The sequence below is a fragment of the Enterobacter oligotrophicus genome (genome assembly GCF_009176645.1).
Lineage (GTDB): Bacteria > Pseudomonadota > Gammaproteobacteria > Enterobacterales > Enterobacteriaceae > Enterobacter > Enterobacter oligotrophicus.
The window spans coordinates 2,256,868-2,282,443 of record NZ_AP019007.1 but is presented as its reverse complement, the minus strand read 5'-3'; the positions used below and the strand labels follow the sequence as shown (position 1 = coordinate 2,282,443).

The 25,576-nt window shown below is 55.3% G+C and carries 23 protein-coding genes and 4 tRNA genes; 19 read left to right on the top strand and 8 right to left on the bottom strand.

The genetic code is table 11. The features are described 5' to 3' along the window. From wzxE to EoCCA6_RS10955, 9 genes are all read left to right on the top strand, one after another. Complete coding sequence (gene wzxE, locus EoCCA6_RS10995) at positions 1-1,251, top strand: lipid III flippase WzxE (protein ID WP_152082683.1); 1,251 nt, start codon at positions 1-3, stop codon at positions 1,249-1,251. Then, positions 1,248-2,327 carry a TDP-N-acetylfucosamine:lipid II N-acetylfucosaminyltransferase gene (locus tag EoCCA6_RS10990; protein ID WP_152082682.1) on the top strand — a complete coding sequence of 360 codons (1,080 nt, stop codon included), beginning with the start codon at positions 1,248-1,250 and terminating at the stop codon, positions 2,325-2,327. The genes wzxE and EoCCA6_RS10990 overlap by 4 nt, the downstream gene beginning before the upstream one ends. Next, entirely contained in the window at positions 2,324-3,676 is a 1,353-nt protein-coding gene (gene wzyE, locus EoCCA6_RS10985) for an ECA oligosaccharide polymerase (RefSeq protein ID WP_152082681.1), read from the top strand. Before EoCCA6_RS10990 ends, wzyE begins: the two co-directional genes overlap by 4 nt. Positions 3,677-3,688: 12 nt before the next feature. Then, on the top strand, positions 3,689-4,429 hold the full coding sequence (gene wecG / locus EoCCA6_RS10980) for a lipopolysaccharide N-acetylmannosaminouronosyltransferase (RefSeq protein WP_152082680.1): 741 nt from the start codon (positions 3,689-3,691) through the stop codon (positions 4,427-4,429). A gap of 195 nt (positions 4,430-4,624) precedes the next feature. Next, positions 4,625-6,010 (top strand): bifunctional threonine/serine APC transporter ThrP, encoded by a 1,386-nt coding sequence (thrP, locus tag EoCCA6_RS10975; RefSeq protein ID WP_152082679.1) that lies wholly within the window; start codon positions 4,625-4,627, stop codon positions 6,008-6,010. A gap of 102 nt (positions 6,011-6,112) precedes the next feature. Next, positions 6,113-6,189: transfer RNA gene (locus tag EoCCA6_RS10970), tRNA-Arg, on the top strand. A 67-nt stretch (positions 6,190-6,256) separates the two neighbouring features. After that, positions 6,257-6,332, top strand: a tRNA-His gene (locus EoCCA6_RS10965). A 21-nt stretch (positions 6,333-6,353) separates the two neighbouring features. After that, positions 6,354-6,440, top strand: a tRNA-Leu gene (locus tag EoCCA6_RS10960). A 45-nt stretch (positions 6,441-6,485) separates the two neighbouring features. After that, positions 6,486-6,562: transfer RNA gene (locus EoCCA6_RS10955), tRNA-Pro, on the top strand. Between the two features lie 505 nt (positions 6,563-7,067). On the opposite strand, the gene EoCCA6_RS10950 is transcribed toward EoCCA6_RS10955, so the two are convergent. The 5 genes from EoCCA6_RS10950 to hemC form a co-directional block, all read right to left on the bottom strand. Next, positions 7,068-8,279 carry an MFS transporter gene (locus EoCCA6_RS10950; RefSeq protein WP_152082678.1) on the bottom strand — a complete coding sequence of 404 codons (1,212 nt, stop codon included), beginning with the start codon at positions 8,277-8,279 and terminating at the stop codon, positions 7,068-7,070. Between the two features lie 170 nt (positions 8,280-8,449). Then, complete coding sequence (hemY, locus tag EoCCA6_RS10945; protein ID WP_152082677.1) at positions 8,450-9,649, bottom strand: protoheme IX biogenesis protein HemY; 1,200 nt, start codon at positions 9,647-9,649, stop codon at positions 8,450-8,452. 2 nt (positions 9,650-9,651) lie between these two features. After that, a complete protein-coding gene (gene hemX, locus EoCCA6_RS10940) occupies positions 9,652-10,845 on the bottom strand; it encodes a uroporphyrinogen-III C-methyltransferase (RefSeq protein ID WP_152082676.1) in 1,194 nt (397 codons plus the stop codon). A gap of 20 nt (positions 10,846-10,865) precedes the next feature. Beyond that, a complete protein-coding gene (gene hemD, locus EoCCA6_RS10935; RefSeq protein ID WP_152082675.1) occupies positions 10,866-11,606 on the bottom strand; it encodes a uroporphyrinogen-III synthase in 741 nt (246 codons plus the stop codon). Beyond that, positions 11,603-12,544, bottom strand: a complete 942-nt coding sequence (gene hemC / locus EoCCA6_RS10930) for a hydroxymethylbilane synthase (protein WP_152082674.1) — start codon at positions 12,542-12,544, stop codon at positions 11,603-11,605. Before hemC ends, hemD begins: the two co-directional genes overlap by 4 nt. A gap of 349 nt (positions 12,545-12,893) precedes the next feature. Between hemC and cyaA the strand changes: the two genes are divergently transcribed. Continuing rightward, positions 12,894-15,437, top strand: coding sequence for a class I adenylate cyclase (gene cyaA, locus EoCCA6_RS10925; RefSeq protein ID WP_152082673.1), 2,544 nt, complete (start codon positions 12,894-12,896; stop codon positions 15,435-15,437). 184 nt (positions 15,438-15,621) lie between these two features. On the opposite strand, the gene cyaY is transcribed toward cyaA, so the two are convergent. Next, positions 15,622-15,942, bottom strand: coding sequence for an iron donor protein CyaY (gene cyaY, locus EoCCA6_RS10920; RefSeq protein ID WP_152082672.1), 321 nt, complete (start codon positions 15,940-15,942; stop codon positions 15,622-15,624). Between the two features lie 134 nt (positions 15,943-16,076). Here cyaY and lptM point away from each other — a divergent pair, with 134 nt between their 5' ends. From lptM to corA, 8 genes are all read left to right on the top strand, one after another. Beyond that, positions 16,077-16,280, top strand: a complete 204-nt coding sequence (gene lptM / locus EoCCA6_RS10915) for an LPS translocon maturation chaperone LptM (RefSeq protein WP_152082671.1) — start codon at positions 16,077-16,079, stop codon at positions 16,278-16,280. 35 nt (positions 16,281-16,315) lie between these two features. Continuing rightward, positions 16,316-17,140, top strand: a complete 825-nt coding sequence (gene dapF, locus EoCCA6_RS10910) for a diaminopimelate epimerase (protein ID WP_152082670.1) — start codon at positions 16,316-16,318, stop codon at positions 17,138-17,140. After that, a complete protein-coding gene (locus EoCCA6_RS10905) occupies positions 17,137-17,844 on the top strand; it encodes a DUF484 domain-containing protein (RefSeq protein WP_152082669.1) in 708 nt (235 codons plus the stop codon). Before dapF ends, EoCCA6_RS10905 begins: the two co-directional genes overlap by 4 nt. Continuing rightward, the gene (xerC, locus tag EoCCA6_RS10900; RefSeq protein WP_152082668.1) at positions 17,841-18,743 is read left to right on the top strand and encodes a tyrosine recombinase XerC; all 903 of its coding nucleotides are present in this window, start codon (positions 17,841-17,843) and stop codon (positions 18,741-18,743) included. Before EoCCA6_RS10905 ends, xerC begins: the two co-directional genes overlap by 4 nt. Beyond that, entirely contained in the window at positions 18,743-19,459 is a 717-nt protein-coding gene (yigB, locus tag EoCCA6_RS10895; RefSeq protein ID WP_152082667.1) for a 5-amino-6-(5-phospho-D-ribitylamino)uracil phosphatase YigB, read from the top strand. The genes xerC and yigB overlap by 1 nt, the downstream gene beginning before the upstream one ends. A gap of 79 nt (positions 19,460-19,538) precedes the next feature. After that, positions 19,539-21,701, top strand: coding sequence for a DNA helicase II (uvrD, locus tag EoCCA6_RS10890; protein ID WP_152082666.1), 2,163 nt, complete (start codon positions 19,539-19,541; stop codon positions 21,699-21,701). A 149-nt stretch (positions 21,702-21,850) separates the two neighbouring features. Beyond that, on the top strand, positions 21,851-21,907 hold the full coding sequence (gene ysgD / locus EoCCA6_RS21670) for a YsgD/CorL family protein (RefSeq protein ID WP_212743980.1): 57 nt from the start codon (positions 21,851-21,853) through the stop codon (positions 21,905-21,907). Between the two features lie 150 nt (positions 21,908-22,057). Continuing rightward, complete coding sequence (gene corA, locus EoCCA6_RS10885) at positions 22,058-23,008, top strand: magnesium/cobalt transporter CorA (protein ID WP_152082665.1); 951 nt, start codon at positions 22,058-22,060, stop codon at positions 23,006-23,008. Positions 23,009-23,091: 83 nt separating this feature from the next. On the opposite strand, the gene rarD is transcribed toward corA, so the two are convergent. Next, positions 23,092-23,988 (bottom strand): EamA family transporter RarD, encoded by an 897-nt coding sequence (gene rarD, locus EoCCA6_RS10880; RefSeq protein WP_152082664.1) that lies wholly within the window; start codon positions 23,986-23,988, stop codon positions 23,092-23,094. 51 nt (positions 23,989-24,039) lie between these two features. Next, entirely contained in the window at positions 24,040-24,507 is a 468-nt protein-coding gene (gene yigI / locus EoCCA6_RS10875; RefSeq protein ID WP_152082663.1) for an acyl-CoA thioesterase YigI, read from the bottom strand. 160 nt (positions 24,508-24,667) lie between these two features. Between yigI and pldA the strand changes: the two genes are divergently transcribed. Beyond that, positions 24,668-25,537, top strand: a complete 870-nt coding sequence (gene pldA / locus EoCCA6_RS10870; protein WP_152082662.1) for a phospholipase A — start codon at positions 24,668-24,670, stop codon at positions 25,535-25,537. Positions 25,538-25,576: the final 39 nt, after the last annotated feature.

Sequence of the window (25,576 nt, the reverse complement as noted above, 5' to 3'; positions counted from 1 at the left end):
ATGTCTCTGGCAAAAGCATCCGTGTGGACCGCCGCGTCCACACTCGTCAAAATTGGTGCCGGGTTACTGGTCGTCAAGCTATTAGCCGTCTCATTTGGCCCTTCCGGCGTCGGGCTGGCGGGCAATTTCCGTCAGCTTGTTACTGTTCTTGGCGTGCTGGCTGGTGCCGGTATCTTTAACGGCGTCACTAAATACGTTGCTCAGTACCACGACGATGCGGCTCAGCTTCGCAGGGTGGTCGGTACATCTTCGGCGATGGTATTAGGTTTCTCGACCCTGCTGGCCGTCATATTTCTGCTGGCGGCATCACCCATTAGCCAGGGTCTGTTTGGGCACACGCATTATCAGGGGCTGGTGCGTCTGGTCGCGCTGGTTCAGATGGGGATTGCCTGGGCCAACCTGCTGCTGGCGCTGATGAAAGGCTTTCGCGATGCCGCCGGTAACGCACTGGCGCTGATCCTGGGTAGTATCATCGGCGTTATTGCGTATTATTTCTGCTATCGTCTGGGCGGCTACGAAGGCGCGCTGTTGGGGCTGGCGCTGGTGCCTGCGCTGGTGGTCATTCCGGCGGCGTTTATGTTGATGCGCAGAGGCGTGATCCCACTGCACTATCTCAAACCGCAGTGGGAAAAAGCCCTGGCGGGCCAGTTAGGCAAATTTACCCTGATGGCGCTCATCACCTCCGTGACGCTGCCGGTAGCCTATGTGATGATGCGAAACATGCTGGCAGCGCATTACAGCTGGGATGAAGTCGGGATCTGGCAGGGCGTGAGCAGCATTTCAGACGCTTACCTCCAGTTTATAACGGCTTCCTTTAGCGTCTGGTTGCTGCCAACCTTATCGCGTCTGACCGTCAAAAAGGATATTACCCGCGAGATTTTTCGCTCCCTGCGTTTTGTGTTGCCTGCCGTCGCGGTGGCTAGTTTTACCGTCTGGTTATTACGCGATGTCGCCATCTGGCTGCTCTTCTCGGCAAAGTTTACCGCCATGCGCGATCTCTTTGCCTGGCAACTGGTGGGTGATGTGCTGAAAGTGGGCGCTTACGTTTTCGGCTATCTGGTGATTGCAAAGGCCTCGCTGCGGTTGTATATCCTGGCAGAAATCAGTCAGTTTACGCTGCTGACGGCGTTCTCACGCTGGCTGATCCCTGAGCACGGTGCGCTGGGGGCCGCTCAGGCTTATATGGCAACCTATATCGTTTATTTCGCTGCCTGTTGCGGCGTATTTTTACTTTGGCGTAAACGCGCATGACTGCACTGATTCACGTACTGGGATCGGATATCCCGCACCACAACCAGACCGTTTTGCGGTTCTTTAACGATGAGCTGGCATCCGGCACGCCTGATGCCCGTGAATTTATGGTTGCAGGCCAGGATAACGGCCTGAGTGCGGCGTGTCCGGCACTCAATATCACCTTCTGGCCGGATAAATCTGCGCTGGCGAAGGCGGTTGTCGCTAAAGCTAAAGCGGATCGTGAACAACGCTTCTTTTTCCATGGGCAGTTCAATACCGGCCTGTGGCTGGCGTTGCTGAGTGGCGGGATTAAGCCGTCGCAATGCAGCTGGCATATCTGGGGCGCGGACCTGTATGAAGTCTCGCGTGGCTGGAAATTCCGTCTTTTCTACCCGCTGCGTCGTATGGCGCAGGGACGCGTGGGTTGCGTTTTTGCCACGCGTGGCGATCTCAATTACTTTGCGAAGTTGCATCCCAACGTGCGCGGTGAGCTGCTCTATTTCCCGACCCGCATGAACCCGGCGCTCAACAATATGGCGAACGACACGCCGCGTGAAGGCAAGTTGACTATTCTGGTCGGAAACTCGGGCGACCGCAGTAATGAACATATCGCCGCGCTCCGTGCCGTACACCAGCAGTTTGGCGATACGGTAAATGTGGTCGTGCCGATGGGCTACCCGGCGAATAACGACGCTTATATTGCTGAGGTTCGCCAGCAGGGACTTGCGCGGTTTAGCCCGGAGAACCTGCACATTCTCAGCGATAAGCTGGAATTTGATGATTACCTGGCGCTGCTGAGAAAGTGTGACCTGGGCTATTTCATCTTTGCCCGCCAGCAGGGGATTGGTACGCTGTGTCTGCTAATTCAGGCGGGCGTACCGTGCGTGCTTAACCGCGAAAACCCGTTCTGGCAGGATATGGCTGAGCAGCATATACCGGTTTTGTTTACAGAGGATGCGCTCAGCGAGGATGTGGTACGAGAGGCGCAGCGTCAGCTGGCGCTGGTGGATAAAAATGCCATCGACTTTTTCAGTCCAAATTACCTCACGCCGTGGCACCGTGCGCTGCGTATCGCTTCAGGAGACACCCCATGAGCCAGTTGCAATTTAGCGGCTTGTTGGTGGTCTGGCTGCTGAGTACCTTGTTTATCGCCACGCTCACCTGGTTTGAGTTCAGGCGCGTGCGTTTTAACTTCAACGTCTTTTTCTCGCTGCTGTTTCTGCTGACCTTTTACTTTGGTTTTCCGCTGACCAGCATTCTGGTCTTCCGCTTTGATGTGGGCGTCGCGCCGCCGGAAATTCTGCTGCAGGCGCTGTTATCCGCAACCTGCTTCTACGCGGTGTATTACGTCACCTACAAAACGCGCCTGCGTTCTGCGAAAGAGACGGCACCACGTCGGCCACTCTTCACCATGAACCGGGTGGAAACGCATCTGACGTGGATAATGCTGATGACAATCGCGCTTGTGAGCGTGGGCATCTTCTTTATGCACAACGGCTTCCTGCTGTTTAAGCTGCAGTCCTACAGCCAGATTTTCTCTGCAGAGGTTTCCGGCGTTGCCCTTAAGCGCTTCTTTTACTTCTTCATTCCGGCGATGCTGGTTATTTTTTTCCTGCGTCAGGACAGCAAAGCCTGGCTGTTTTTCCTGGTCAGCACCGTTGCGTTCGGCATCCTGACCTACATGATCGTCGGCGGTACGCGCGCCAACATCATTATCGCGTTTGCGATCTTCCTGTTTATCGGCATCATTCGCGGCTGGATCTCGCTGTGGATGCTGGCGGCGGCAGGCGTGTTTGGCATTGTGGGGATGTTTTGGCTGGCGCTGAAGCGTTACGGGCTGAACGTGGCCGGAGATGAAGCGTTTTACACCTTTTTGTACCTCACGCGCGACACCTTCTCGCCGTGGGAAAACCTGGCGCTGCTGCTGCAAAACTACGACAAGATCGATTTCCAGGGCTTAGCGCCAATTGTCCGTGATTTCTACGTCTTTATCCCGACGTGGCTGTGGCCAGACCGCCCTGGCGTTGTGCTCAATACGGCGAACTACTTTACCTGGGAAGTGCTGAACAACCATTCGGGCCTGGCGATTTCGCCAACGTTAATTGGCTCACTGGTGGTGATGGGCGGAGCGTGGTTTATCCTGCCGGGTGCCATTGCCGTGGGGCTGATCATTAAGTGGTTCGACTGGCTCTATATGCGCGGTAATGAAGAGACGAACCGCTATAAAGCAGCGATTTTGCACAGTTTCTGTTTTGGTGCCATTTTCAATATGATTGTTCTGGCACGTGAGGGGCTGGATTCGTTTGTCTCACGTGTGGTTTTCTTCATGGTCGTTTTCGGCATCTGCCTGCTGCTGGCCAAACTGTTGTACTGGTTATTTGATAGCGCAGGGCTTGTGCACAGACGCGAGCCACGAGGCAGCACAACGCTGTCGCAAGTCTGAGTAGGAATTTTTATGACTGACACGATTTCCGCGCCGCGCTACGCGCTGCGTGGTCTGCAACTTATTGGCTGGCGCGATATGCAACACGCGCTGGATTACCTGTTCGCAAACGGACAGATGAAATCGGGCACGCTGGTGGCTATCAATGCGGAAAAGATGCTGGCGGTAGAAGATAACGCGGACGTCAAAAGCCTGATTGACGCGGCCGAGTTTAAATACGCAGACGGTATCAGCGTGGTGCGCTCTATCCGTAAAAAGTATCCTGGTGCTAATGTTTCCCGCGTGGCGGGAGCCGATCTCTGGGAAGAATTAATGGCGCGTGCCGGTGCAGAAGGAACACCTGTCTTCCTGATTGGTGGTAAACCAGATGTGCTGGCGCAGACGGAACAAAAGCTGCGCAGCCAGTGGAATGTTAACATCGTGGGCAGCCAGGACGGTTATTTCAAACCCGAAGATCGACAGGCACTGTTTGAACGCGTGCGCGACAGCGGGGCGAAAATTGTCACCGTCGCGATGGGATCTCCGCGTCAGGAGATCCTGATGCGCGATTGCCGCCAGGTCTGCCCGGATGCGCTCTACATGGGCGTTGGTGGCACCTACGACGTCTTTACCGGCCACGTAAAGCGTGCGCCTAAAGTCTGGCAAAACCTGGGGCTGGAGTGGCTGTATCGTCTGTTATCTCAACCGTCGCGTATTAAACGCCAGATCCGCCTGCTGCGCTACCTCACCTGGCATTACACCGGGCAGATGTAATCAAAATGTAGCGCGATATGCTATTCGCGCTGCAACTCTCCTGCAAAACTGCTGCGTTTATGTGCAATGCATTCATTTTTTTAATGCATCGTTTGCCATTTGGCAGAATTTAAGAAACCATTCCCACCGTATTTCAGTACCCCAAAAAATAATAACCGGCAGAAGTCGGGAAACAGCAAACACAACCGAGGATTTATGGCAGAGAAAAAACCGGAGCTACAGCGTGGGCTGGAAGCTCGACACATTGAATTGATCGCGCTGGGCGGCACTATCGGTGTTGGCCTGTTTATGGGTTCCGCAAGTACGCTTAAGTGGGCAGGTCCTTCCGTATTACTGGCGTATATTATCGCCGGGCTGTTCGTCTTCTTCATTATGCGTTCGATGGGGGAAATGCTCTTCCTGGAGCCGGTAACCGGCTCCTTCGCCGTTTACGCGCACCGTTACATGAGCCCATTTTTTGGCTATCTCACCGCCTGGTCGTACTGGTTTATGTGGATGGCGGTGGGTATCTCGGAGATCACCGCGATAGGGGTCTACGTGCAGTTCTGGTTCCCGGATATGGTTCAGTGGATACCGGCGCTTATCGCCGTGGGGCTGGTGGCGCTGGCAAACCTTGCCGCCGTGCGTTTGTACGGTGAAATCGAATTCTGGTTCGCGATGATTAAAGTCACCACCATTATCGTGATGATTGTTGTCGGGCTGGGCGTGATTTTCTTTGGCTTTGGCAACGGCGGGCACGCTATCGGTTTTGGCAATCTGACAGATCATGGCGGCTTCTTCGCCGGTGGCTGGAAAGGTTTCCTGACGGCGCTGTGTATCGTTGTCGCGTCTTATCAGGGCGTTGAACTGATTGGTATCACTGCCGGGGAAGCGAAAAATCCGCAAGTCACGCTGCGTAGCGCAGTTGGCAAAGTATTGTGGCGTATCCTGATTTTCTACGTGGGCGCGATCTTCGTTATCGTGACCATCTTCCCGTGGAATGAAATCGGCACCACCGGCAGCCCGTTTGTCTTAACCTTCGCGAAGATTGGTATCACGGCAGCGGCAGGTATTATTAACTTCGTGGTGCTGACGGCAGCTCTCTCTGGTTGTAACAGCGGGATGTACAGCTGTGGCCGTATGCTCTACGCGCTCTCTAAAAATAACCAACTGCCAGCAGCGATGAGTAAAGTCTCCCGCGCGGGCGTACCGGTGGCAGGCGTGGCGGTGTCGATTGCGATCCTGCTGGTCGGCTCTTGCCTGAACTACATTATTCCTAATCCGCAGCGTGTGTTTGTCTATGTCTACAGCGCCAGCGTGCTGCCGGGGATGATCCCGTGGTTTGTGATTCTGATTAGCCAGCTGCGTTTCCGCCATGCGCACAAAAAAGCGATTGCCAGCCATCCGTTTCGCTCCATTCTTTTCCCGTATGCGAACTATTTAACGATGGCGTTCCTGATTTGCGTATTAATCGGAATGTACTTTAATGAAGATACCCGCATGTCGCTGTTTGTCGGGATGATCTTCCTGGCTGCGGTCACGGCAGCGTATAAACTTTTTGGCCTGGGTCGCCATGCCACCACGCAGAAAGTGGAGGATTAAACGGCAAAATGTGCAAACCATAACCAAACGCGCATTTTTTTCAAAAAAGCACTAGACAGCGGGGTCGGAGGTACGTAATATCCAGCCCCGCAACGGCGCTAAGCGCCCGTAGCTCAGCTGGATAGAGCGCTGCCCTCCGGAGGCAGAGGTCTCAGGTTCGAATCCTGTCGGGCGCGCCATTTTAGTCCCGGCGCTAGAGCTGCGGTGGTCTGAGAAGTAGTCAGTACCGCGTGAAAGAATACAGTGGTGGCTATAGCTCAGTTGGTAGAGCCCTGGATTGTGATTCCAGTTGTCGTGGGTTCGAATCCCATTAGCCACCCCATTATTGAAAGAGTTGTGAATTGCGAAGGTGGCGGAATTGGTAGACGCGCTAGCTTCAGGTGTTAGTGTTCTTACGGACGTGGGGGTTCAAGTCCCCCCCCTCGCACCACGACTTTTTAATGAATTGAACTAAAAATTCAAAAAAGCAGTACATCGGCGAGTAGCGCAGCTTGGTAGCGCAACTGGTTTGGGACCAGTGGGTCGGAGGTTCGAATCCTCTCTCGCCGACCAATTTTGAACCCCGCTTCGGCGGGGTTTTTTGTTTTCTGCTGTTCCCTCTCCTGTAGTCTTATCCCGACAACCATCTCCTTTTTTGTCGCGTTTCAGCGACATATAACCTATTGATATATCTGTATTTAGTGTGTGACTGATATTGTTGTCGCTTCCAGGCGACAGATGATCACATTTTCGGGTTCCGGCAGAGGCTTCAGGCGAGCCTTAACGACAAAATTTCCTTTTATCTTAAAATGTTGCGCGATGTAAAAGTTCTGCGTGTCATGTTGGCACGTAACGTGCAATAATATACGCGTAGATGCTCATTCCATCTCTTATGTTCGCCTTAGTGCCTCATAAACTCAGGAATGACGCAGAGCCGTTTACGGTGCTTATCGTCCACTGACAGATGTCGCTTCGGCCTCATCAAACACCATGGACACAACGTTGAGTGAAGCACCAAATATGTTGTCATACAGACCTGTTTTAACGCCTGCTTTTATAGCAGGCGTTTTTTTATGTTTTAGCCACGAAAACGCGTCATCACCAGCGCAACGAAAAGCAGCGCGACGCCAGAGACTACATACAGCGCATGAAGTGCCCCTAGCATCGTCGTCGTCATTGCTGCGAGACCAGTAAAGAGAGAAGCGCTAAGCGTCTGCCAGCGCCAGGCTTTACTGCTTGCAGCCGGGATCTGTGCGATCTGAAAGCTACTAAGCACGCCAAACGTACCTGCCGCAAACACAATATTCGACGCCAGATGGGCAATAAAGATCATTCCCAGTGCAGGCGCAATCCATCCGGACAACAACGGAAGCACTCCGTAAGCAGCCAGAAAGACACTAAGGCAGGCCATCAGTAGGGGAGGTTGCGTAGCAATACGCGTCAGACTATCTCTCTTGAGCAACATCGGTCCGCAAAGTTGCCCCATATTTCTGGCGAAAAGCAGGGGTAGCGCAAGTTCCGCGGCATTCTCAGGCTGGAATTGCTGTGCCAGGGCGGGAAGTAATGCCATTGCCGGTGAGCCAACGGCTGCCAGCCCAGGCAAAATGAGCAGACTGCGTTTTTGCCGTAGAGTTAACGTCTGCCAGCGTAACGCTACCGGCTCGTGAAAATCTGCGGGTAGCGGTATCGTCGGTGCAGTAAATTCCCGCCCCGCCAGCCGTAGCATCAACAACGATCCCAGAAAACTGGCGGCATCAATAGCCAGCAAACCGGTTACCGACATTTTTTGGAACAGCACGACACCCAACCCGGTTCCTAAAAGTACTTGAGAAGCAAATATCAGATTCTCCAGACAGGTTGCAGCAGGCAGTTCTCCTTCACTGAGCCCACGTTTAAACAGCAGCGTTAGCGCAGGCCAACTCATCCCACTCAATAACGCCTCTGCGGATTGCACGGCAAGCAGGGCAGGAATGCTGTGATAATGTACGCCGAGCAAAGGAAAGAGCAGTGCGACTAAACCCAGTAATTCGGTGATTATCAGCAGGGATATCGGGGAAAACTGCTGGCATAGCCTCTCGCCAATTACGCTGCCGATAAATCCCGGAACCGTAGCCAAAAGAAATGCGAGAGTGAGCAGTAGCGGTGGCGCATCCCATTGTAGCAGTAAGCCGAAAACAACAACCTGGGTTAAGCCGTTCCCCAGCGACGAAAAGATAAAAGCGCAGGCAAGAAGGCGCAGCCAACGATGGCAGCGAAGTGCTTCAAAAAGCGCATATAAAAGCGAGTTCATGAAGATTTCCTTTCAAAAACGATTTATTCCACGCAGCAGAAGAGGCGTGTACGAAAAAAAGTTAATGAAAAGACATCTTTACATTGGCGGGTTCGTTTCCTGATGAAGATACAACGAATGTAGCAGGGGAAGGGCGATAAAAAAAGGAGGCCTTTAGGCCTCCTTCACGATTACTGTTGGGTGTTATTATTTTGCAACGTCAGCAGTAACCCGTCTCGCCGCATGGCTGCGGCCTCTTCTGGTTTATGCTGCTTGTCCAGTGAATCGGCAAGCCAGGCGTAGTCAAACGCGTCGGGGCGCTGTTTCAGCGCGGCGCGGAAGGCGAGGCTCGCCTCCTGCCATTCACCGTGCTTCATCAGCGACTGGCCCAGCGTGCTCCACAGCAGCGGGCGGTCGCCCACGGTTTTGATCTGCTGGCGCAGCGCTTTTTCGATTTGCTCAGGATTATTGGTTTTCAGACGCGGGATCACCAGCACCAGGCGGTCATCGTACTGGCGCTTAAGGCCATCAAGGATAATTTCCTGCGCCGTGTCATGGTCGTCACATTCAATCAGATGTTCCGCCATCGCCACCTGCAGTGGAACCTGCTGGCGTGTTTTACGGCTCTGATTTTTCCACCAGGTTTTCAGGCCGTCGCTGCCCAGATCGGCACGCGCCTGATCCATCAAGCCAATCCATGCCATACGCTGAAGCTCGTCACGATGTTCATCGTCACCGACATCGGCTTTCGCCATTGAAGGAATGATGTCCAGCAGCGAGCCCCAGGCACCGGTACGAATGTAAGCCTGTTCAGCAAGACGCAGCACTTCCGGGTGACGCGGGGTAATTTCCAGCAGACGGTCAATGCCGTGGCGCGCCGCGTGATTTTCATTACGCGCCAGCTGCAGGCGAACGCGGGTGATTTCCACCGGAATCGGATCTTTCGGTGAAAGCTCAGACGCGCGCTCCAGATGCTGATTGGCGCGAGCTTCATCCCCACGCTGCTGCGCGGCTTCAGCGGCCAGCAGGTAGTTCACCACCGGCTGTTCAGCGTGGTCGGCATTTTTCGACATCAGCTTCTCAACCTGCTGATAATCCCCTTCGGCCAGCTTCAGCAGCGCCTGCTCGGTCTGCTTACGGGCGCGACGACGTTTACGGCCAACGAACCAGCCGCGGGTGTGCGCCCCGGTGCGGAAGATGCGACGCAGGAGCCATTCCACAGCAAACAGCACCACAACGCCGAGGATCAGGACGATCACCAGGCCCGTCACGCTGGTTTCGATATTGTAGTTATCGGTCTGGATCAGAACGTAGCCCTGATGGCCAGCAAGCATTGGCCCCAGAACGATCCCGGCGATCAGCAATAAGAAGAGTAAAAGCACTTTCAACATGATTACTCTCCTTGTGGCGCGCTTTCGGGCGCTGGCGCGGCGGCAGGGGCATCGGCGTTCGGCTCTGCCGGTACGCCGGGTTGCGCCAGAAGATTACGCACACGCGTCTGCATCAGCTTTTCCAGAATAGGTTGGCTGGCCAGTTTATCCGGCACGTTCATGGTGATGTTTTGTTGGCTCAGCTTATCAATGTCATCGAGGAACGCGGTGGTGGTTGCGTCATCGGTGTTGTAGTAAGCACGTACCCACGTAGAGACGTTATCCAGCGCCTGTTTGTAGGTCTCTTCCTGATGACGTGGCACGGCCTGGGCGGCAACCAGCAGGCGGGAGCGAATATTTTCGCGCAGATAGACATCCTGGTTTGGCGCTAACAGCGGCACAGCGGTCTCGTCGCGACGGCGGATAGTGATGAAGCTGTCCATAAAGTTCTGCCAGCTTTTTTGCAGGTTGATGCGCCACTCGCTGAGCGAGCTGGAAAGCTCAGTACCGTCAGAATCCATCGGGGAGTCGTCGTCGTTATTATCCGCAAGCTGCAGGTTATCAATCTGGTTCGAGAGCTGGTTAACCTTGAGGATGATACCGTCGTAATCCACCTGCGAAACCGCAGACAGGCTGGCGATATCTTCGGTAATCGCGCGGCGAGCATTGATCAGGCTCGGGTCGTTCATGTCTGCCAGGCTTGCATCGGCGCTTTTCAGCAGCGCGGCGGCGGTGGTGACGTCCTGATCGCTCCAGAGCTTACGTCCGGCCAGTTTCACCAGAAAATCAGCCTGAGAGAGGAGCCAGGTTTTGGCATCTGTACCGGAAATGGTCGCCACTTTTTGCTGTACGTCGCCAAGCTGTTTGGTCAACGCTTCCTGCTTGCTGTTCGCGTCGGCAAGTGCGGCAGCCTGCTGTTTAATTACGCTTTCCAGCTCGGATTTTTGTGTTTCCTGCGCTTTTTGCAGCGCGGTGATTTGGTTTACCAGCGCGTCGCTGGTGGCCGTCTGATTGGTGCCCTGCTTCTTCACCAGCCCATACAGGCTAACGCCTGCGGCCAGCGCAATCGCGATGGCAATCACGCTCAGCGTGAGGCTGGTTTTATTGCTGCCGTTTTTCTTCTCAGCGGTTTTCTCAGTCGTCTCTGGCTGTGGTGTGGTATCCACAGTCTCCCTGGTCTCTTCAACCACGGCGGAGGATTTTTCGTGTTCCGTCATTATGGCTTCCCATTTGAGAGTTATTGTAATGCGCGCAGCAGCGCATCGTTGTCGGCGTTATCAGCGATCCGAATATCTTGCCAGCCCAGTTCCTGGGCGTGGTTCGCCAGACGCTCACTGACGACCAGAAGCCGACAGCGGAGTAACCAGTTTTCACGATACCATTGCGGAATAAGCGACCAAAGCTGTTGCAACATTTCACCACTGGTGACCACCAGCGTGTTGATGCCGCGCGTGTGCCAGCGCATTGCCTCTTCCGCACCATCATAATGTTTTGCACAACGCTGATAGCATTCGCAGAACGTGACGTCAGCGCCACGTTCCCGCAGCGTTTCGCCCAGCAGTTCGCGCCCGCCGTTACCGCGTAAAATCAGCGCACGCTTTCCGGCAATAGTTTGTAATTCAGGTAATTGTAGCAAGACTTCGCTAATTTCCCGATCTAACGGGTAGCGAACGTCGATCCCGCTGGCGGTATGCAATGCCAGCGCCGTAGTGCGCCCGATAGCAAAATAGCGGGGGGGCGTTGGCCAGCTAAGCCCTTGTTGCTGTAGCTGCGCATGGGCAAACTCCACGGCATGTTGCGACAGCGCAAAGAGTAAATCGCCTTCCTGCAGAGTATTCATATGGGCGGCGAGTGAGGACAACTGCCGACCGGGGGAGAATTCAATCAACGGAAAACTCCAGGCCACCTGCCCCAGTGCGCGCAGACGGCTCACTAATTGCTCTCCTGCGGGAGAAGGGCGGGTGACGAGAATACTCATGCAGGGGGTTCTCCGTTATAAACTTCGGCCAGAATTTCACGCGCGCCGTTATTCAGTAGCTCTTCCGCCAGCGACACGCCAAGCTGTTCGGCATCTTGCGGCTTGCCGCGGCGTTCCCCGCGCACCATCTGTGAACCGTCCGGTGCGCCAACCAGCGCACGCAGCCACAGCTCGCCGTCTGTCAATTCAGCATAGCTACCAATCGGCACCTGACAGCCCCCTTCGAGGCGGGTATTCATCGCGCGTTCAGCTTTTACGCGGATGGCGGTCTCGTCATGATTCAGCGGAGCAAGCAGGTCACGGGTACGGGCATCATCCAGACGGCATTCAATACCGACGGCTCCCTGGCCCACGGCCGGGAGAGACAGCTCCGGTGGCAGCGCCACGCGAATGCGTGACTCCAGCCCCAGACGTTTCAGGCCCGCAACGGCGAGGATAATGGCGTCGTAATCACCGTTATCCAGCTTGCCGAGTCGCGTGCCCACGTTACCGCGCAGCGATCGGATGACCAGGTCCGGACGGCGTTCAGCCAACTGGCACTGGCGGCGTAAACTTGACGTGCCAACCACGCTGCCTTCCGGCAACGCATCGAGCGAGTCATACTGGTTGGAGACAAACGCGTCGCGCGGATCTTCGCGCTCGCAGATCGTTACCAGCCCCAGCCCTTCCGGGAACTCAACGGGCACATCCTTCATCGAGTGCACGGCGATATCGGCGCGGTTTTCAAGCAGTGCCAGTTCCAGCTCTTTGACAAACAAGCCCTTTCCGCCAACTTTCGCCAGTGGCGTATCAAGGATCACATCGCCGCGCGTGACCATCGGCACCAGCTCGACGCGTAATCCTGAGTGGCAGGCTTCAAGGCGCTGCTTAACATAATGTGCCTGCCAGAGCGCAAGAGGGCTTTGGCGTGTGGCAATTCTCAAAACATTGTCTAACATGCTTGTTACCGTCATTATCAATCGCTAACCATCCTAACATTGTTGACTCCCGGATGGCAGTTTTACGGTTGATGAAGAAAGAGAGGGAAAGGGCGGCGCGATAGTCGGCCACAGCCGTATTCAGGAATTTACATGTAAAGAACGATGCTACACTTGTATGTAGCGCATCTTTCTTTACGGTCAATCGGCAAGGTGTTAAATTGATCACGTTTTAGACCATTTTTTCGTCTGTACCACCATAAAGATAAGGGCGAAAAAGGGTAACGGTTATCTTTTTGAAATACTGCGGGTCCACCGTTATTCGTTTTTTGAATAACTTGTGCCACCCGGAAACATCAGGCGATACGTCTTGTACCTCTATATTGAGACTTTAAAACAGAGACTGGATGCCATAAATCAACTGCGTGTGGATCGCGCGCTTGCTGCCATGGGGCCTGCTTTCCAGCAGGTTTACAGTCTGCTGCCGACTTTATTGCACTATCACCACCCGCTGATGCCGGGTTACCTCGATGGTAACGTTCCCCAGGGCATCTGCCTTTTCACGCCTGATGAAACCCAACAGCATTATCTGAACGAGCTGGAACTCTACCGTGGCATGCCGCCACAGGAATCCCCGAAAGGCGAATTGCCGATCACCGGCGTTTACACCATGGGAAGTACCTCATCGGTAGGGCAAAGCTGTTCCTCTGACCTGGATATCTGGGTCTGCCATCAATCCTGGCTCGATAACGAAGAGCGCCAGCTGTTGCAGCGTAAATGCAGCCTGCTGGAGAGCTGGGCGGCCTCGCTCGGTGTGGAAGTGAGCTTCTTCCTGATTGATGAAAACCGTTTCCGCCATAACGAAAGCGGCAGTCTCGGTGGCGAAGACTGTGGCTCGACTCAGCACATCTTATTGCTGGATGAATTTTACCGTACCGCTGTTCGCCTCGCCGGGAAGCGTATTCTGTGGAATATGGTGCCGTGCGATGAAGAAGAGCATTACGATGATTACGTCATGTCGCTCTATTCGCAGGGCGTACTGACGCCAAACGAATGGCTGGATCTCGGCGGGCTTAGCTCCTTGTCCGCAGAAGAGTATTTTGGCGCGAGCCTCTGGCAGCTCTACAAGAGTATCGACTCACCGTATAAAGCGGTGCTGAAAACGCTGCTGCTCGAAGCCTACTCCTGGGAATACCCGACGCCGCGCCTGCTGGCGAAAGATATCAAGCAGCGTCTGCACGACGGGGAGATTGTCTCCTACGGGCTGGATGCCTACTGCATGATGCTGGAACGCGTCACCGAATACCTAAAAGCCATTGATGACACCACGCGTCTCGACCTGGTGCGTCGATGTTTTTATCTCAAAGTCTGTGAGAAGTTGAGCCGTGAACGCGCTTGCGTTGGCTGGCGTCGCGAAGTGGTCAGTCAGTTAGTCAAAGAGTGGGGATGGGACGACGAACGCTTGTCCATGCTCGACAACCGCGCCAACTGGAAAATCGATCAGGTGCGTGAAGCGCACAATGAACTGCTCGACGCGATGATGCAAAGCTACCGTAACCTGATCCGCTTTGCCCGCCGTAACAACCTCAGCGTTTCCGCCAGCCCGCAGGATATCGGTGTCCTGACCCGTAAACTGTACGCCGCATTTGAAGCGCTGCCGGGTAAAGTTACCCTGGTGAACCCGCAAATTTCACCAGACCTGTCAGAACCCAACCTGACCTTTATCTATGTGCCACCGGGCCGCGCGAATCGCACCGGATGGTATCTCTACAACCGTGCGCCAAGCATGGACTCGATCATCAGCCATCAGCCGCTGGAATATAACCGTTACCTGAACAAGCTGGTGGCCTGGGCCTGGTTTAATGGCCTGTTGACCTCGCGCACTCGCCTGTTTATCAAAGGCAACGAGGTGGTGGATTTAGCCAAGCTGCAGGAAATGGTGGCGGATGTTTCGCACCACTTCCCGCTGCGTCTGCCTGCGCCGACGCCAAAAGCGCTCTACAGCCCGTGCGAGATCCGCCATCTGGCGATCATCGTCAACCTGGAGTACGACCCGACGGCGGCCTTCCGCAATCAGGTGGTTCATTTTGATTTCCGCAAGCTGGACGTCTTCAGCTTTGGCGAGCAGCAAAACTGCCTGGTGGGCAGCGTCGACCTGCTGTACCGCAACTCGTGGAACGAAGTGCGTACCCTGCACTTCAACGGCGAGCAGGCGATGATCGAAGCGCTGAAAACGATTCTCGGCAAGATGCACCAGGACGCCGCGCCGCCGGACAGCGTCGACGTGTTCTGCTACAGCCAGCACCTGCGCGGTTTGATTCGTACCCGCGTGCAGCAACTGGTTTCTGAGTGCATTGAACTGCGTCTTTCCAGTACCCGGAATGAAACCGGACGCTTTAAGGCGCTGCGCGTCTCAGGCCAGACCTGGGGCCTGTTCTTCGAGCGCCTGAATGTGTCGGTACAGAAGCTGGAAAACGCCATTGAGTTCTACGGCGCGATTTCACACAACAAGCTGCATGGTCTGTCTGTTCAGGTGGAAACTAACCACGTCAAACTGCCGCAGGTAGTGGATGGCTTTGCGAGTGAAGGGATTATTCAGTTCTTCTTCGAAGAGTCGGGCGATGATGCCGGTTTCAACATCTACATTCTGGATGAGACCAACCGCGCCGAGGTGTATCACCACTGTGAAGGCAGTAAAGAGGAACTGGTGCGTGACGTCAGCCGCTTCTATTCGTCGTCACACGACCGCTTTACCTACGGTTCGAGCTTTATCAACTTCAACCTGCCGCAGTTCTACCAGATTGTGAACGTCGACGGGCGTGCACAGGTGATCCCGTTCCGTACTCAGGCGATAGCGCCAGCGGTGCCAGCGAGCCAGGATACTGCACCGCTGTTGCAGCAGTATTTCTCCTGATTTTTCAGCCGGGTGGCGCTGGCGCTTACCCGGCCTACGGCCCGAGTCGCTGTTGCCGGGTGGCGCTCATGCTTACCCGGCCTACGGTTCGAGTCGCTGTTGCCGGGTGGCGCTCATGCTTACCCGGCCTACGGTTCGAGCCGTTGTAGGCCCGGTAAGGCGTCGCCGCCACCGGGCAACAAGACTACCTGAAACTAACTGCCTCACCTGCCTGCGCCGTGGCCGCCTGCTCCAGCAAATCCCAGAACGTTTCGCCGCTACGGTCGCAAATCCACTCGTCACCCTTCAGATCGAAGTGATAGCCGCCCTGTTTCGCTGCCAGCCACACCTGGTGAAGCGGCTCCTGACGGTTGATAATAATTTTGCTGCCGTTTTCGAAGCTCAGGGTCAGGATGCCGCCGTTGATTTCACAATCGATATCGCTGTCGCCGTCCCAGTCGTCGAGACGTTCTTCAATGGTCATCCACAGGGTGTCGGCAAGGCGATGGAATTCACTGTCGTTCATGGTTTTGTTCCTGTTTTTCGTGATGGCGGCAGTATAACGCTAAATAATTCCCGTTGCAGGAAAGCGGCAAACTCTTGCTTTTGTGTCTTCTCCTGCGATGATAGAAACAGATTTGAACTTACGGGCAACAACTAATGAAAAACGTTTTCCGAACGCTTGCCGTTCTCATCACTCTGTTTAGCCTGACTGGCTGTGGACTGAAGGGACCGCTTTACTTCCCGCCAGCGGATAAAACCGCACCGCCACCAACGAAACCTGTACAAAGCGGTATTGAGTCTTCGACGCCGGACACGAACGATCGTGGCGACAATGGCGGCCCAACCCAGGTGAATTACTGACAATTACGTTCTGTACCCGCGCAATGGAGCAAATAATGCAGTTCTCTAAAATGCATGGCCTTGGCAACGACTTTATGGTCGTCGACGCGGTAACGCAGAATGTCTTTTTCTCCCCTGAGCTAATCCGTCGCCTGGCGGACCGGCATCTGGGCGTGGGGTTTGATCAGCTGCTGGTGGTTGAACCCCCTTACGATCCTGACCTTGATTTCCACTACCGCATCTTTAATGCAGACGGCAGTGAAGTCTCCCAGTGCGGTAACGGCGCGCGCTGTTTTGCCCGCTTTGTTCGCCTGAAAGGGCTGACCAACAAGCGTGATATCCGCGTCAGCACCGCGAATGGCCGTATGGTGCTCAGCGTCACCGATGACGAACTGGTGCGCGTGAATATGGGCGAGCCGAACTTTGAGCCGTCCTCCGTGCCGTTTCGCGCAAACAAAGCGGAAAAGACCTATATTATGCGTGCGGCCGAGCAGACAGTATTGTGCGGCGTCGTCTCGATGGGTAACCCGCACTGCGTGATTCAGGTTGATGATGTCGATACTGCTGCGGTCGAAGCCCTCGGTCCGGTGCTGGAAGGCCACGAACGTTTCCCGGAGCGGGCAAATATCGGCTTCATGCAGGTGGTGAAGCGTGAGCACATCCGCCTGCGGGTTTACGAGCGCGGCGCGGGCGAAACGCAGGCCTGCGGAAGCGGTGCCTGTGCTGCCGTGGCGGTAGGCATCTCCCAGGGGTTACTGGCAGAAGAGGTTCGCGTGGAATTACCAGGCGGGCGTCTTGATATCGCCTGGAAAGGACCGGGTCATCCACTGTATATGACTGGCCCGGCGGCACATGTTTATGACGGGTTTATCCATCTATGAAACAACCAGGGGAAGAACTGCAGGAAACAGTGACGGAACTGGACGACAGAGCTGTTGTTGATTACCTGCTGAACAATCCTGAGTTTTTTATCCGCAATGCACGCGTCGTCGAACAGATGCGCGTGCCGCATCCGGTTCGCGAAACCGTGTCGCTGGTCGAATGGCACATGGCACGCTCGCGCAAGCATATCAATCAGCTCGAAGAGAACATGACGCTGCTGATGGAGCAGGCCAACAATAATGAAAGCCTGTTCTATCGGCTGTTGCATCTGCAGGCGCGTCTGGCTTCGGCGCACAGCCTTGACGAGTTTCTCAGCCGTTTCCACCGCTGGGCGCGTGAGCTGGGTCTGGCAGGTGCGACGATTCGTCTCTTCCCTGACCGCTGGCGCATTAACGCGCCGTCCAGTTTTACCCACCTGGCGCTGAGCCGTCAGGCATTTGAGCCACTGCGTATCCAGCGTCTGGGACATGAGCACCACTATCTGGGGCCGTTGAATGGACCCGAGCTGCTGGTGGTGTTGCCGGAAGCCAAAGCGATTGGCTCGGTGGCGATGTCGCTGATGGGGCGCGACGGCGATCTGGGCGTGATGTTATTCACCAGTCGCGACGCGCATCATTATGAGCAGGGGCAAGGCACGCACCTGCTGCAGGAGCTTGCCCTGATGCTGCCTGAGCTGCTGGAGCGCTGGATTGAGCGCGTATGACGGACGAATTACTCGGCACTGACGTCACGCGCTTTCTGCGCTATCTGGGCGTTGAACGTCAGTTAAGCCCCATTACGTTGCTGAACTATCAGCGTCAGCTTGATGCCATCATGCAGATTGCCGACGAGATCGGCCTGAAAAGCTGGCAACACTGTGACGCTGCCACGGTACGCGGGTTCGTTGTGCGTAGCCGTAAAAAAAACTTAAGCCCGGCCAGCCTTGCGCTCAGGCTCTCTGCGCTGCGCAGTTTCTTCGACTGGCTGGTGAGCCAGGGGCGTTTAAAAGCCAACCCGGCGAAAGGTATCGCCACGCCAAAAGCCCCGCGCCATCTGCCTAAAAATATCGACGTCGACGACGTAAACCGCCTGCTGGATATCGATCTTAACGATCCGCTGGCCGTGCGCGACCGCGCCATGCTGGAGGTGATGTACGGAGCCGGGCTGCGTTTGTCTGAACTGGTGAACCTCGACGTAAAACACCTCGATCTGGAATCCGGCGAAGTGTGGGTGATGGGTAAGGGCAGCAAAGAGCGCCGCCTGCCGATTGGCCGCAACGCCGTCGCCTGGATTGAGCACTGGCTTGACCTGCGTGGGCTGTTTGGTGCAGAAGAAAACGCGCTGTTCCTGTCGAAACTCGGCAAGCGGATTTCCGCGCGTAACGTGCAGAAGCGTTTTGCAGAGTGGGGCATCAGGCAGGGGCTGAACAGCCACGTTCATCCGCACAAACTGCGCCACTCGTTTGCGACGCACATGCTGGAATCAAGCAGCGACCTGCGCGGTGTGCAGGAGCTTCTCGGCCATGCGAATCTGTCGACCACTCAAATTTACACCCACTTAGACTTTCAACACCTTGCCTCGGTGTATGACGCGGCGCATCCACGCGCCAAACGGGGGAAATAATGCGTTTTTACCGCCCACTCGGTCAGATCTCAGCCCTGACGTTTGACCTTGATGACACCCTTTATGACAACCGCCCGGTGATCCTGCGTACTGAACAAGAATCGCTGGCGTTTGTGCAGAATTATCATCCTGCATTGAAAACATTGCAGAACAAAGATTTTCAGCAACTGCGTCAGTCCCTGCGGGAGACCGAGCCGGAGATTTATCACGATGTCACCGAATGGCGTCGCCGCGCGGTGGAACAGGCGATGCTTAACGTCGGCCTGAGCGCGCGCGAGGCGGCCATTGGTGCGGAAGCGTCGATGGAGAACTTCGCCAAATGGCGCAGCCGCATTGACGTGCCGCAGGAGACGCACGATATGCTGGCAAAACTGGCGGATAAGTGGCCGCTGGTGGCGATCACCAACGGCAATGCCCAGCCTGAACTGTTTGGTCTTGGCGATTACTTTGAGTTCGTGCTGCGCGCGGGCCCGCACGGGCGTTCGAAGCCATTCAGCGACATGTATCACCTGGCGGCAGAAAAACTGGATTTGCCTCTCGGCGAGATCCTGCACGTGGGCGATGACCTGACCACGGACGTGGCCGGGGCGATCCGCTGCGGCATGCAGGCCTGCTGGATCAAGCCGGAAAACGCTGACCTGATGATAACCCCCGACAGCCGTCTTCTGCCGCACGTGGAAATTTCACGGTTGGCATCCCTCACGACGCTGATATAATCATCAATTGTTCTGTATAAATTAACAGGGTTTTGGCGAATGAAAACATTCGCCTGCCCGACATGACGTGACGGTGCCAATGGACGTTTCTTACCTGCTCGACAGCCTTAATGACAAACAGCGTGACGCGGTTGCCGCCTCGCGCACCAACATGCTGGTGCTGGCTGGAGCGGGCAGTGGTAAGACGCGCGTGCTGGTTCACCGTATCGCCTGGCTGCAGAGCGTGGAAAACTGCTCGCCGTACTCCATCATGGCGGTGACGTTTACCAACAAGGCGGCGGCAGAAATGCGCCACCGTATCGCACAGCTGATGGGCACCAGCCAGGGCGGCATGTGGGTTGGCACCTTCCACGGTCTGGCGCACCGTCTGTTGCGCGCGCACCATATGGACGCCAACCTGCCGCAGGATTTCCAGATCCTCGACAGCGAAGATCAGCTCCGTCTGCTGAAGCGCCTGATCAAGGCGATGAACCTCGACGAGAAGCAGTGGCCGCCGCGTCAGGCGATGTGGTACATCAACGGCCAGAAAGATGAAGGGCTGCGCCCGCATCATATTCAGAGCTTCGGTAACCCGGTCGAGCAGACCTGGCAGAATGTCTATAAGGCCTACCAGGAAGCGTGCGATCGCGCCGGTCTGGTGGATTTCGCCGAGCTGCTGCTGCGCGCGCACGAGCTGTGGCTCAACAAGCCGCACATTCTGCAGCACTACCGCGAACGCTTCACTAATATCCTGGTGGACGAATTCCAGGATACCAACAACATTCAGTACGCGTGGGTCCGCCTGCTGGCCGGTGATACCAGCAAGGTGATGATCGTGGGCGATGACGACCAGTCCATCTACGGCTGGCGTGGTGCGCAGGTGGAAAATATCCAGCGCTTCCTTAACGATTTCCCCGGTGCGCAGACCATCCGTCTGGAGCAGAACTACCGTTCAACCAGCAACATTCTGAGCGCGGCCAACGCCCTGATTGAAAACAACAACGGGCGTCTGGGGAAAAAGCTCTGGACCGACGGCGTCGACGGCGAGCCTATCTCTATCTACTGCGCGTTCAACGAGCTCGACGAAGCGCGTTTTGTGGTGAACCGCATTAAAACCTGGCAGGACAACGGCGGCGCGCTGGAGCAGTGCGCCATTCTCTATCGCAGCAACGCCCAGTCGCGCGTGCTGGAAGAGGCGTTGCTGCAGGTGAGCATGCCGTACCGCATTTATGGCGGTATGCGCTTCTTCGAACGTCAGGAGATCAAAGATGCGCTCTCGTATCTGCGCCTGATTGCCAACCGTAACGACGACGCCGCGTTTGAGCGCGTGGTCAATACGCCAACCCGTGGCATTGGTGACCGAACGCTGGACGTGGTCCGTCAGGCATCCCGCGACCGTCAGCTTACGCTGTGGCAGGCATGCCGTGAGCTATTGCAGGAAAAAGCCCTCGCCGGACGTGCCGCCAGCGCCTTGCAGCGCTTCCTTGAGTTAATTGACGCGCTGGCGCAGGAAACGGCCGACATGCCGCTGCACGTGCAGACCGACCGGGTGATCAAGGACTCCGGCCTGCGCACCATGTACGAGCAGGAAAAGGGCGAGAAGGGCCAGACCCGTATCGAGAACTTAGAGGAACTGGTGACGGCAACGCGCCAGTTCAGCTACAACGAAGAAGACGAAGACCTGATGCCGCTGCAGGCGTTCCTCTCCCACGCCGCGCTGGAAGCGGGCGAAGGGCAGGCGGATACGTGGCAGGATGCGGTACAGCTCATGACGCTGCACTCCGCGAAAGGTCTGGAGTTCCCGCAGGTGTTTATCGTCGGCATGGAAGAGGGGATGTTCCCGAGCCAGATGTCGCTGGATGAAGGCGGACGTCTGGAAGAAGAACGTCGACTGGCCTACGTGGGCGTGACGCGAGCAATGCAAAAGCTGACGCTGACCTACGCCGAAACCCGTCGTCTGTACGGCAAAGAGGTCTATCACCGTCCGTCGCGCTTTATCGGCGAACTGCCGGAAGCGTGCGTGGAAGAGGTACGTCTGCGTGCCAGCATTAGCCGTCCGGTCAGTCATCAGCGCATGGGCGCGCCGATCTCAGAAAACGACACGGGCTACAAACTGGGGCAGCGGGTTCGCCATTCGAAATTTGGTGAAGGTACTATCGTGAATCTGGAAGGAAGCGGTGAGCACAGCCGTTTGCAGGTGGCGTTCCAGGGGCAGGGGATCAAATGGCTGGTGGCTGCCTATGCTAAGCTGGAAACTGTGTAACTTTCAGAAAAATATCATTATTTTGTAATAATCTGCTAGCCTTATACATTGAAGGTCAATTAATGCCCTTCAGCGTTTCGTTGCGTGTTGACGCCACAGTTAATGCTGGCGTAACATGCGCGCACGATTACGCTAAGAGGACATTCGCCTTGGACACACCCAGTAGATACTGGCTCAATTCCCTGTCATCCAGGAACAACTCCTAAGGCTATCTCCCCTTGCTGATGGCCTTAGTGGTTGTCAGCGACTGCATTATTCCCGTCGCGCTGAGTCAGGCTGTTTAATGGTCTGAAACCCAAATTGTTTCTGTGTGCCCACCGAACTGTCCGATATTTTTTGCATTGGGAGTCCCGGTCATGTTGAGCGCATTTCAACTCGAAAATAACCGACTGACTCGGCTTGAAGCCGAAGAGTCACAGCCCCTCATTGATGCCGTATGGGTGGATCTGGTCGAGCCGGACGACGATGAACGCCTTCGCGTACAATCTGAGCTGGGGCAAAGCCTGGCGACCCGTCCAGAACTGGAAGACATCGAAGCATCCGCACGTTTTTTTGAAGATGAAGACGGTCTGCATATTCACTCCTTCTTCTTTTTTGAAGATGCCGAAGACCACGCGGGTAACTCCACCGTGGCGTTTACCATTCGCGATGGCCGCCTGTTTACCCTGCGCGAGCGCGAACTGCCTGCGTTTCGTCTCTACCGCATGCGTGCCCGCAGCCAGGCAATGGTGGACGGCAACGCCTATGAGCTGCTGCTGGATCTGTTTGAAACCAAAATCGAACAGCTGGCGGATGAAATTGAAAATATCTACAGCGATCTGGAAAAGCTGAGCCGCGTGATCATGGAAGGTCATCAGGGCGATGAGTATGACGAAGCGCTCTCTACGCTGGCGGAGCTGGAAGATATCGGCTGGAAGGTGCGTTTGTGTCTGATGGATACCCAGCGCGCGCTGAACTTCCTGGTGCGCAAGGCACGTCTGCCGGGCGGCCAGCTGGAGCAGGCGCGTGAGATCCTGCGCGATATCGAATCCCTGTTACCGCATAACGAATCCCTGTTCCAGAAGGTGAACTTTCTGATGCAGGCGGCGATGGGCTTTATCAACATCGAGCAGAACCGCATTATTAAAATCTTCTCGGTGGTATCTGTGGTGTTCCTGCCGCCGACGCTTGTCGCATCAAGCTACGGGATGAACTTTGAGTTTATGCCGGAACTGAAGTGGAGCTTTGGTTACCCAGGCGCAATTGTCTTTATGATCCTCGCCGGGCTGGCACCGTATCTCTATTTTAAGCGCCGGAACTGGCTGTAAAAATCTGGCGGGTGGCGCTGCGCTTACCCGCCCTACGATCGAATTCCCTCTCCCCGTGGGAGAGGGTTAGGGTGAGGGCAACATCACAGCCCTTTGCGCACCCTGCGCTGGGTATAAATCGCATCCGCGACAAATATCGCCAGCGCCACCCAGATAAACGCGAACGTCACCATCTTATCCATACCGGGTACTTCACCGTAGAACACTACCGCCAGCAGGAACATCAGCGTCGGGCCAATGTACTGGAAGAAGCCGAGCGTGGAGAGACGCAGGCGCGTCGCCGCACCGGTGAAACACAGCAATGGGATGGTTGTCACCACGCCTGCCGCGACCAGCAGCAGGTTCAGGGACCATGGGTTGCTGCCCATATGACTGGTGGCGCTGTCGGCAATACCGAACAGATAAATTGCGGCTACCGGCAGCAGCCACAGGGTTTCGAATAGCATCCCGGTTTGGGCTTCCACCGCAATTTTCTTACGCACCAGACCATAGAACGCAAAGCTGAACGCCAGGCCGAGCGCGATAATCGGCAGCGAGCCGAAGGTCCACAGCTGCACCAGCACGCCACAGAAGGCCAGAACCACCGCCAGCCACTGCATACGACGGAAGCGTTCGCCGAGGAAAATCATCCCCAGTACGATGTTCACCAGCGGGTTAATAAAGTAGCCCAGGCTGGCTTCGAGCATGTGATGGTTATTCACCGCCCAGATAAACAGCAGCCAGTTACCGCCAATCAATACCGCAGAGAGGGCGAGCAGAAACACCTTTTTCGGTGTTTTCAGCAGCGTTTTAACGCCTGACCACTGTCGACTGAGGCTCATCAACGCGATCATAAAGAAAAACGACCAAATCACGCGGTGAGTGAGGATTTCGTCAGCCGGTACGTAAGCGATAAGTTTGAAATATGCTGGCGCAATACCCCAAATAAAATAAGCGGCAAGGGCGAGTAAAACGCCCTGCCGCGTCTGTTTAGCATCCATCGGGAAAATCCGTTACAAAAAAGTGAAGTAATTTTACCCGATTTTATCGCCTCAACCCACCATATAAGTGGCGGTTGCGCTGGCGATATAAACCTGTTCTTCATTGTGCAACTCGACGCGCGCCACGGCCACTTTATTGCCTGCACGCAGCAGGCTGCTGGTGGCGGTAAAGCGATTTCCGCGCCCCGGACGCAGATAATCGACGCGTAAATCAATGGTGCCCATGCGCGAGAGTCGCTGACGCAGTTCGTCTTCATTGATGGTGTCATGGCGCGTCAGCGTACTGCCGACACAGACCAGCCCTGCCGCGACGTCCAGCGCCGACGCAATCACGCCGCCATGCAAGATGCTTTGCGCCCAGTTGCCCACCATCATCGGCTGGTTGTTGAAGCTGAGTTGGGCAAACTCTTTCTCATAACGCTCCAGCTCCAGACCCAGCGCGCGGTTAAACGGCATGTGGTAAACAAAAATCTCTCCCACGAGTTTTAAAACTTCTTCGGCGGTAAGCGTGGCTGACATGAGAAATGGCATCCTTGTTGTTAACAAAATGTTGATTTTATGCTTCGCGACGGAGGATTTCCACTTTCAGAAACGAAGAGGCGGAAGTTGCCGAAGAAGTCTGTAGAATGCACAGACAAAACGATTTATTAAATGTAACAATTTCAGGAGAACACCACCGATGCGGACGTATCTGGGTTGGTTACTGGCGGCGGTTGCGCTGCCCCTCACAGCATATGCGCAGGAAGCCACGGTTAAAGAGGTGCATGATGCGCCCGCCGTTCGCGGTAGCGTCATTGCTAACCTGCTTCAGGAGCATGACAATCCGTTCACGCTCTATCCGTATGACACAAACTACGTGATTTACACCCAGACCAGCGATCTCAATAAAGAGGCGATTAGCTCCTATAACTGGTCTGATAATGCGCGTAAAGATGAGGTGAAGTTCCAGCTCAGTCTCGCGTTCCCATTCTGGCGCGGCATTCTGGGGCCGAACTCTGTGCTTGGCGCGTCTTATACCCAGAAGTCCTGGTGGCAGCTTTCCAACAGCGGAGAGTCTTCACCGTTCCGTGAAACCAACTATGAGCCGCAATTGTTCCTCGGTTTCGCAACGGATTATGAATTTGCTGGCTGGACGCTACGCGACGTTGAAGTCGGTTTTAATCACGATTCCAACGGCCGTTCTGACCCAACCTCGCGTAGCTGGAACCGCGCCTACACGCGCCTGATGGCGCAGAACGGCAATTTCATGGTGGAAGTGAAGCCGTGGTATGTGTTGGGCAGCACCGATGACAACCCGGATATCACCAAATACATGGGCTACTACCAGCTCAAAGTGGGCTATCAACTGGGTGATGCGGTGCTGAGCGCGAAAGGCCAGTACAACTGGAACACCGGCTACGGCGGCGCGGAAGTGGGCTTGAGCTACCCGATGACCAAACATGTGCGTATCTACACGCAGGTTTACAGCGGTTACGGCGAGTCGCTGATCGACTACAACTTCAACCAGACCCGTGTCGGTGTTGGCGTGATGTTGAACGATATTTTCTAAGCCGCTCGAATGTTTTTGCGTTAAACGTTGAAGTTTCTC

Coding starts and splice junctions, on each gene's coding strand:
- yigI (WP_152082663.1), bottom strand. CDS start 24,507: ATGTCAGCCACGCTTACCGCCGAAGAAGTTTTAAAACTCGTGGGAGAG.
- wecG (WP_152082680.1), top strand. CDS start 3,689: ATGACTGACACGATTTCCGCGCCGCGCTACGCGCTGCGTGGTCTGCAA.
- EoCCA6_RS10905 (WP_152082669.1), top strand. CDS start 17,137: ATGAAACAACCAGGGGAAGAACTGCAGGAAACAGTGACGGAACTGGAC.
- rarD (WP_152082664.1), bottom strand. CDS start 23,988: ATGGATGCTAAACAGACGCGGCAGGGCGTTTTACTCGCCCTTGCCGCT.
- dapF (WP_152082670.1), top strand. CDS start 16,316: ATGCAGTTCTCTAAAATGCATGGCCTTGGCAACGACTTTATGGTCGTC.
- hemX (WP_152082676.1), bottom strand. CDS start 10,845: ATGACGGAACACGAAAAATCCTCCGCCGTGGTTGAAGAGACCAGGGAG.
- yigB (WP_152082667.1), top strand. CDS start 18,743: ATGCGTTTTTACCGCCCACTCGGTCAGATCTCAGCCCTGACGTTTGAC.
- lptM (WP_152082671.1), top strand. CDS start 16,077: ATGAAAAACGTTTTCCGAACGCTTGCCGTTCTCATCACTCTGTTTAGC.
- hemY (WP_152082677.1), bottom strand. CDS start 9,649: ATGTTGAAAGTGCTTTTACTCTTCTTATTGCTGATCGCCGGGATCGTT.
- pldA (WP_152082662.1), top strand. CDS start 24,668: ATGCGGACGTATCTGGGTTGGTTACTGGCGGCGGTTGCGCTGCCCCTC.
- wzyE (WP_152082681.1), top strand. CDS start 2,324: ATGAGCCAGTTGCAATTTAGCGGCTTGTTGGTGGTCTGGCTGCTGAGT.
- thrP (WP_152082679.1), top strand. CDS start 4,625: ATGGCAGAGAAAAAACCGGAGCTACAGCGTGGGCTGGAAGCTCGACAC.
- xerC (WP_152082668.1), top strand. CDS start 17,841: ATGACGGACGAATTACTCGGCACTGACGTCACGCGCTTTCTGCGCTAT.
- EoCCA6_RS10950 (WP_152082678.1), bottom strand. CDS start 8,279: ATGAACTCGCTTTTATATGCGCTTTTTGAAGCACTTCGCTGCCATCGT.
- cyaY (WP_152082672.1), bottom strand. CDS start 15,942: ATGAACGACAGTGAATTCCATCGCCTTGCCGACACCCTGTGGATGACC.
- corA (WP_152082665.1), top strand. CDS start 22,058: ATGTTGAGCGCATTTCAACTCGAAAATAACCGACTGACTCGGCTTGAA.
- hemC (WP_152082674.1), bottom strand. CDS start 12,544: ATGTTAGACAATGTTTTGAGAATTGCCACACGCCAAAGCCCTCTTGCG.
- uvrD (WP_152082666.1), top strand. CDS start 19,539: ATGGACGTTTCTTACCTGCTCGACAGCCTTAATGACAAACAGCGTGAC.
- hemD (WP_152082675.1), bottom strand. CDS start 11,606: ATGAGTATTCTCGTCACCCGCCCTTCTCCCGCAGGAGAGCAATTAGTG.
- wzxE (WP_152082683.1), top strand. CDS start 1: ATGTCTCTGGCAAAAGCATCCGTGTGGACCGCCGCGTCCACACTCGTC.
- EoCCA6_RS10990 (WP_152082682.1), top strand. CDS start 1,248: ATGACTGCACTGATTCACGTACTGGGATCGGATATCCCGCACCACAAC.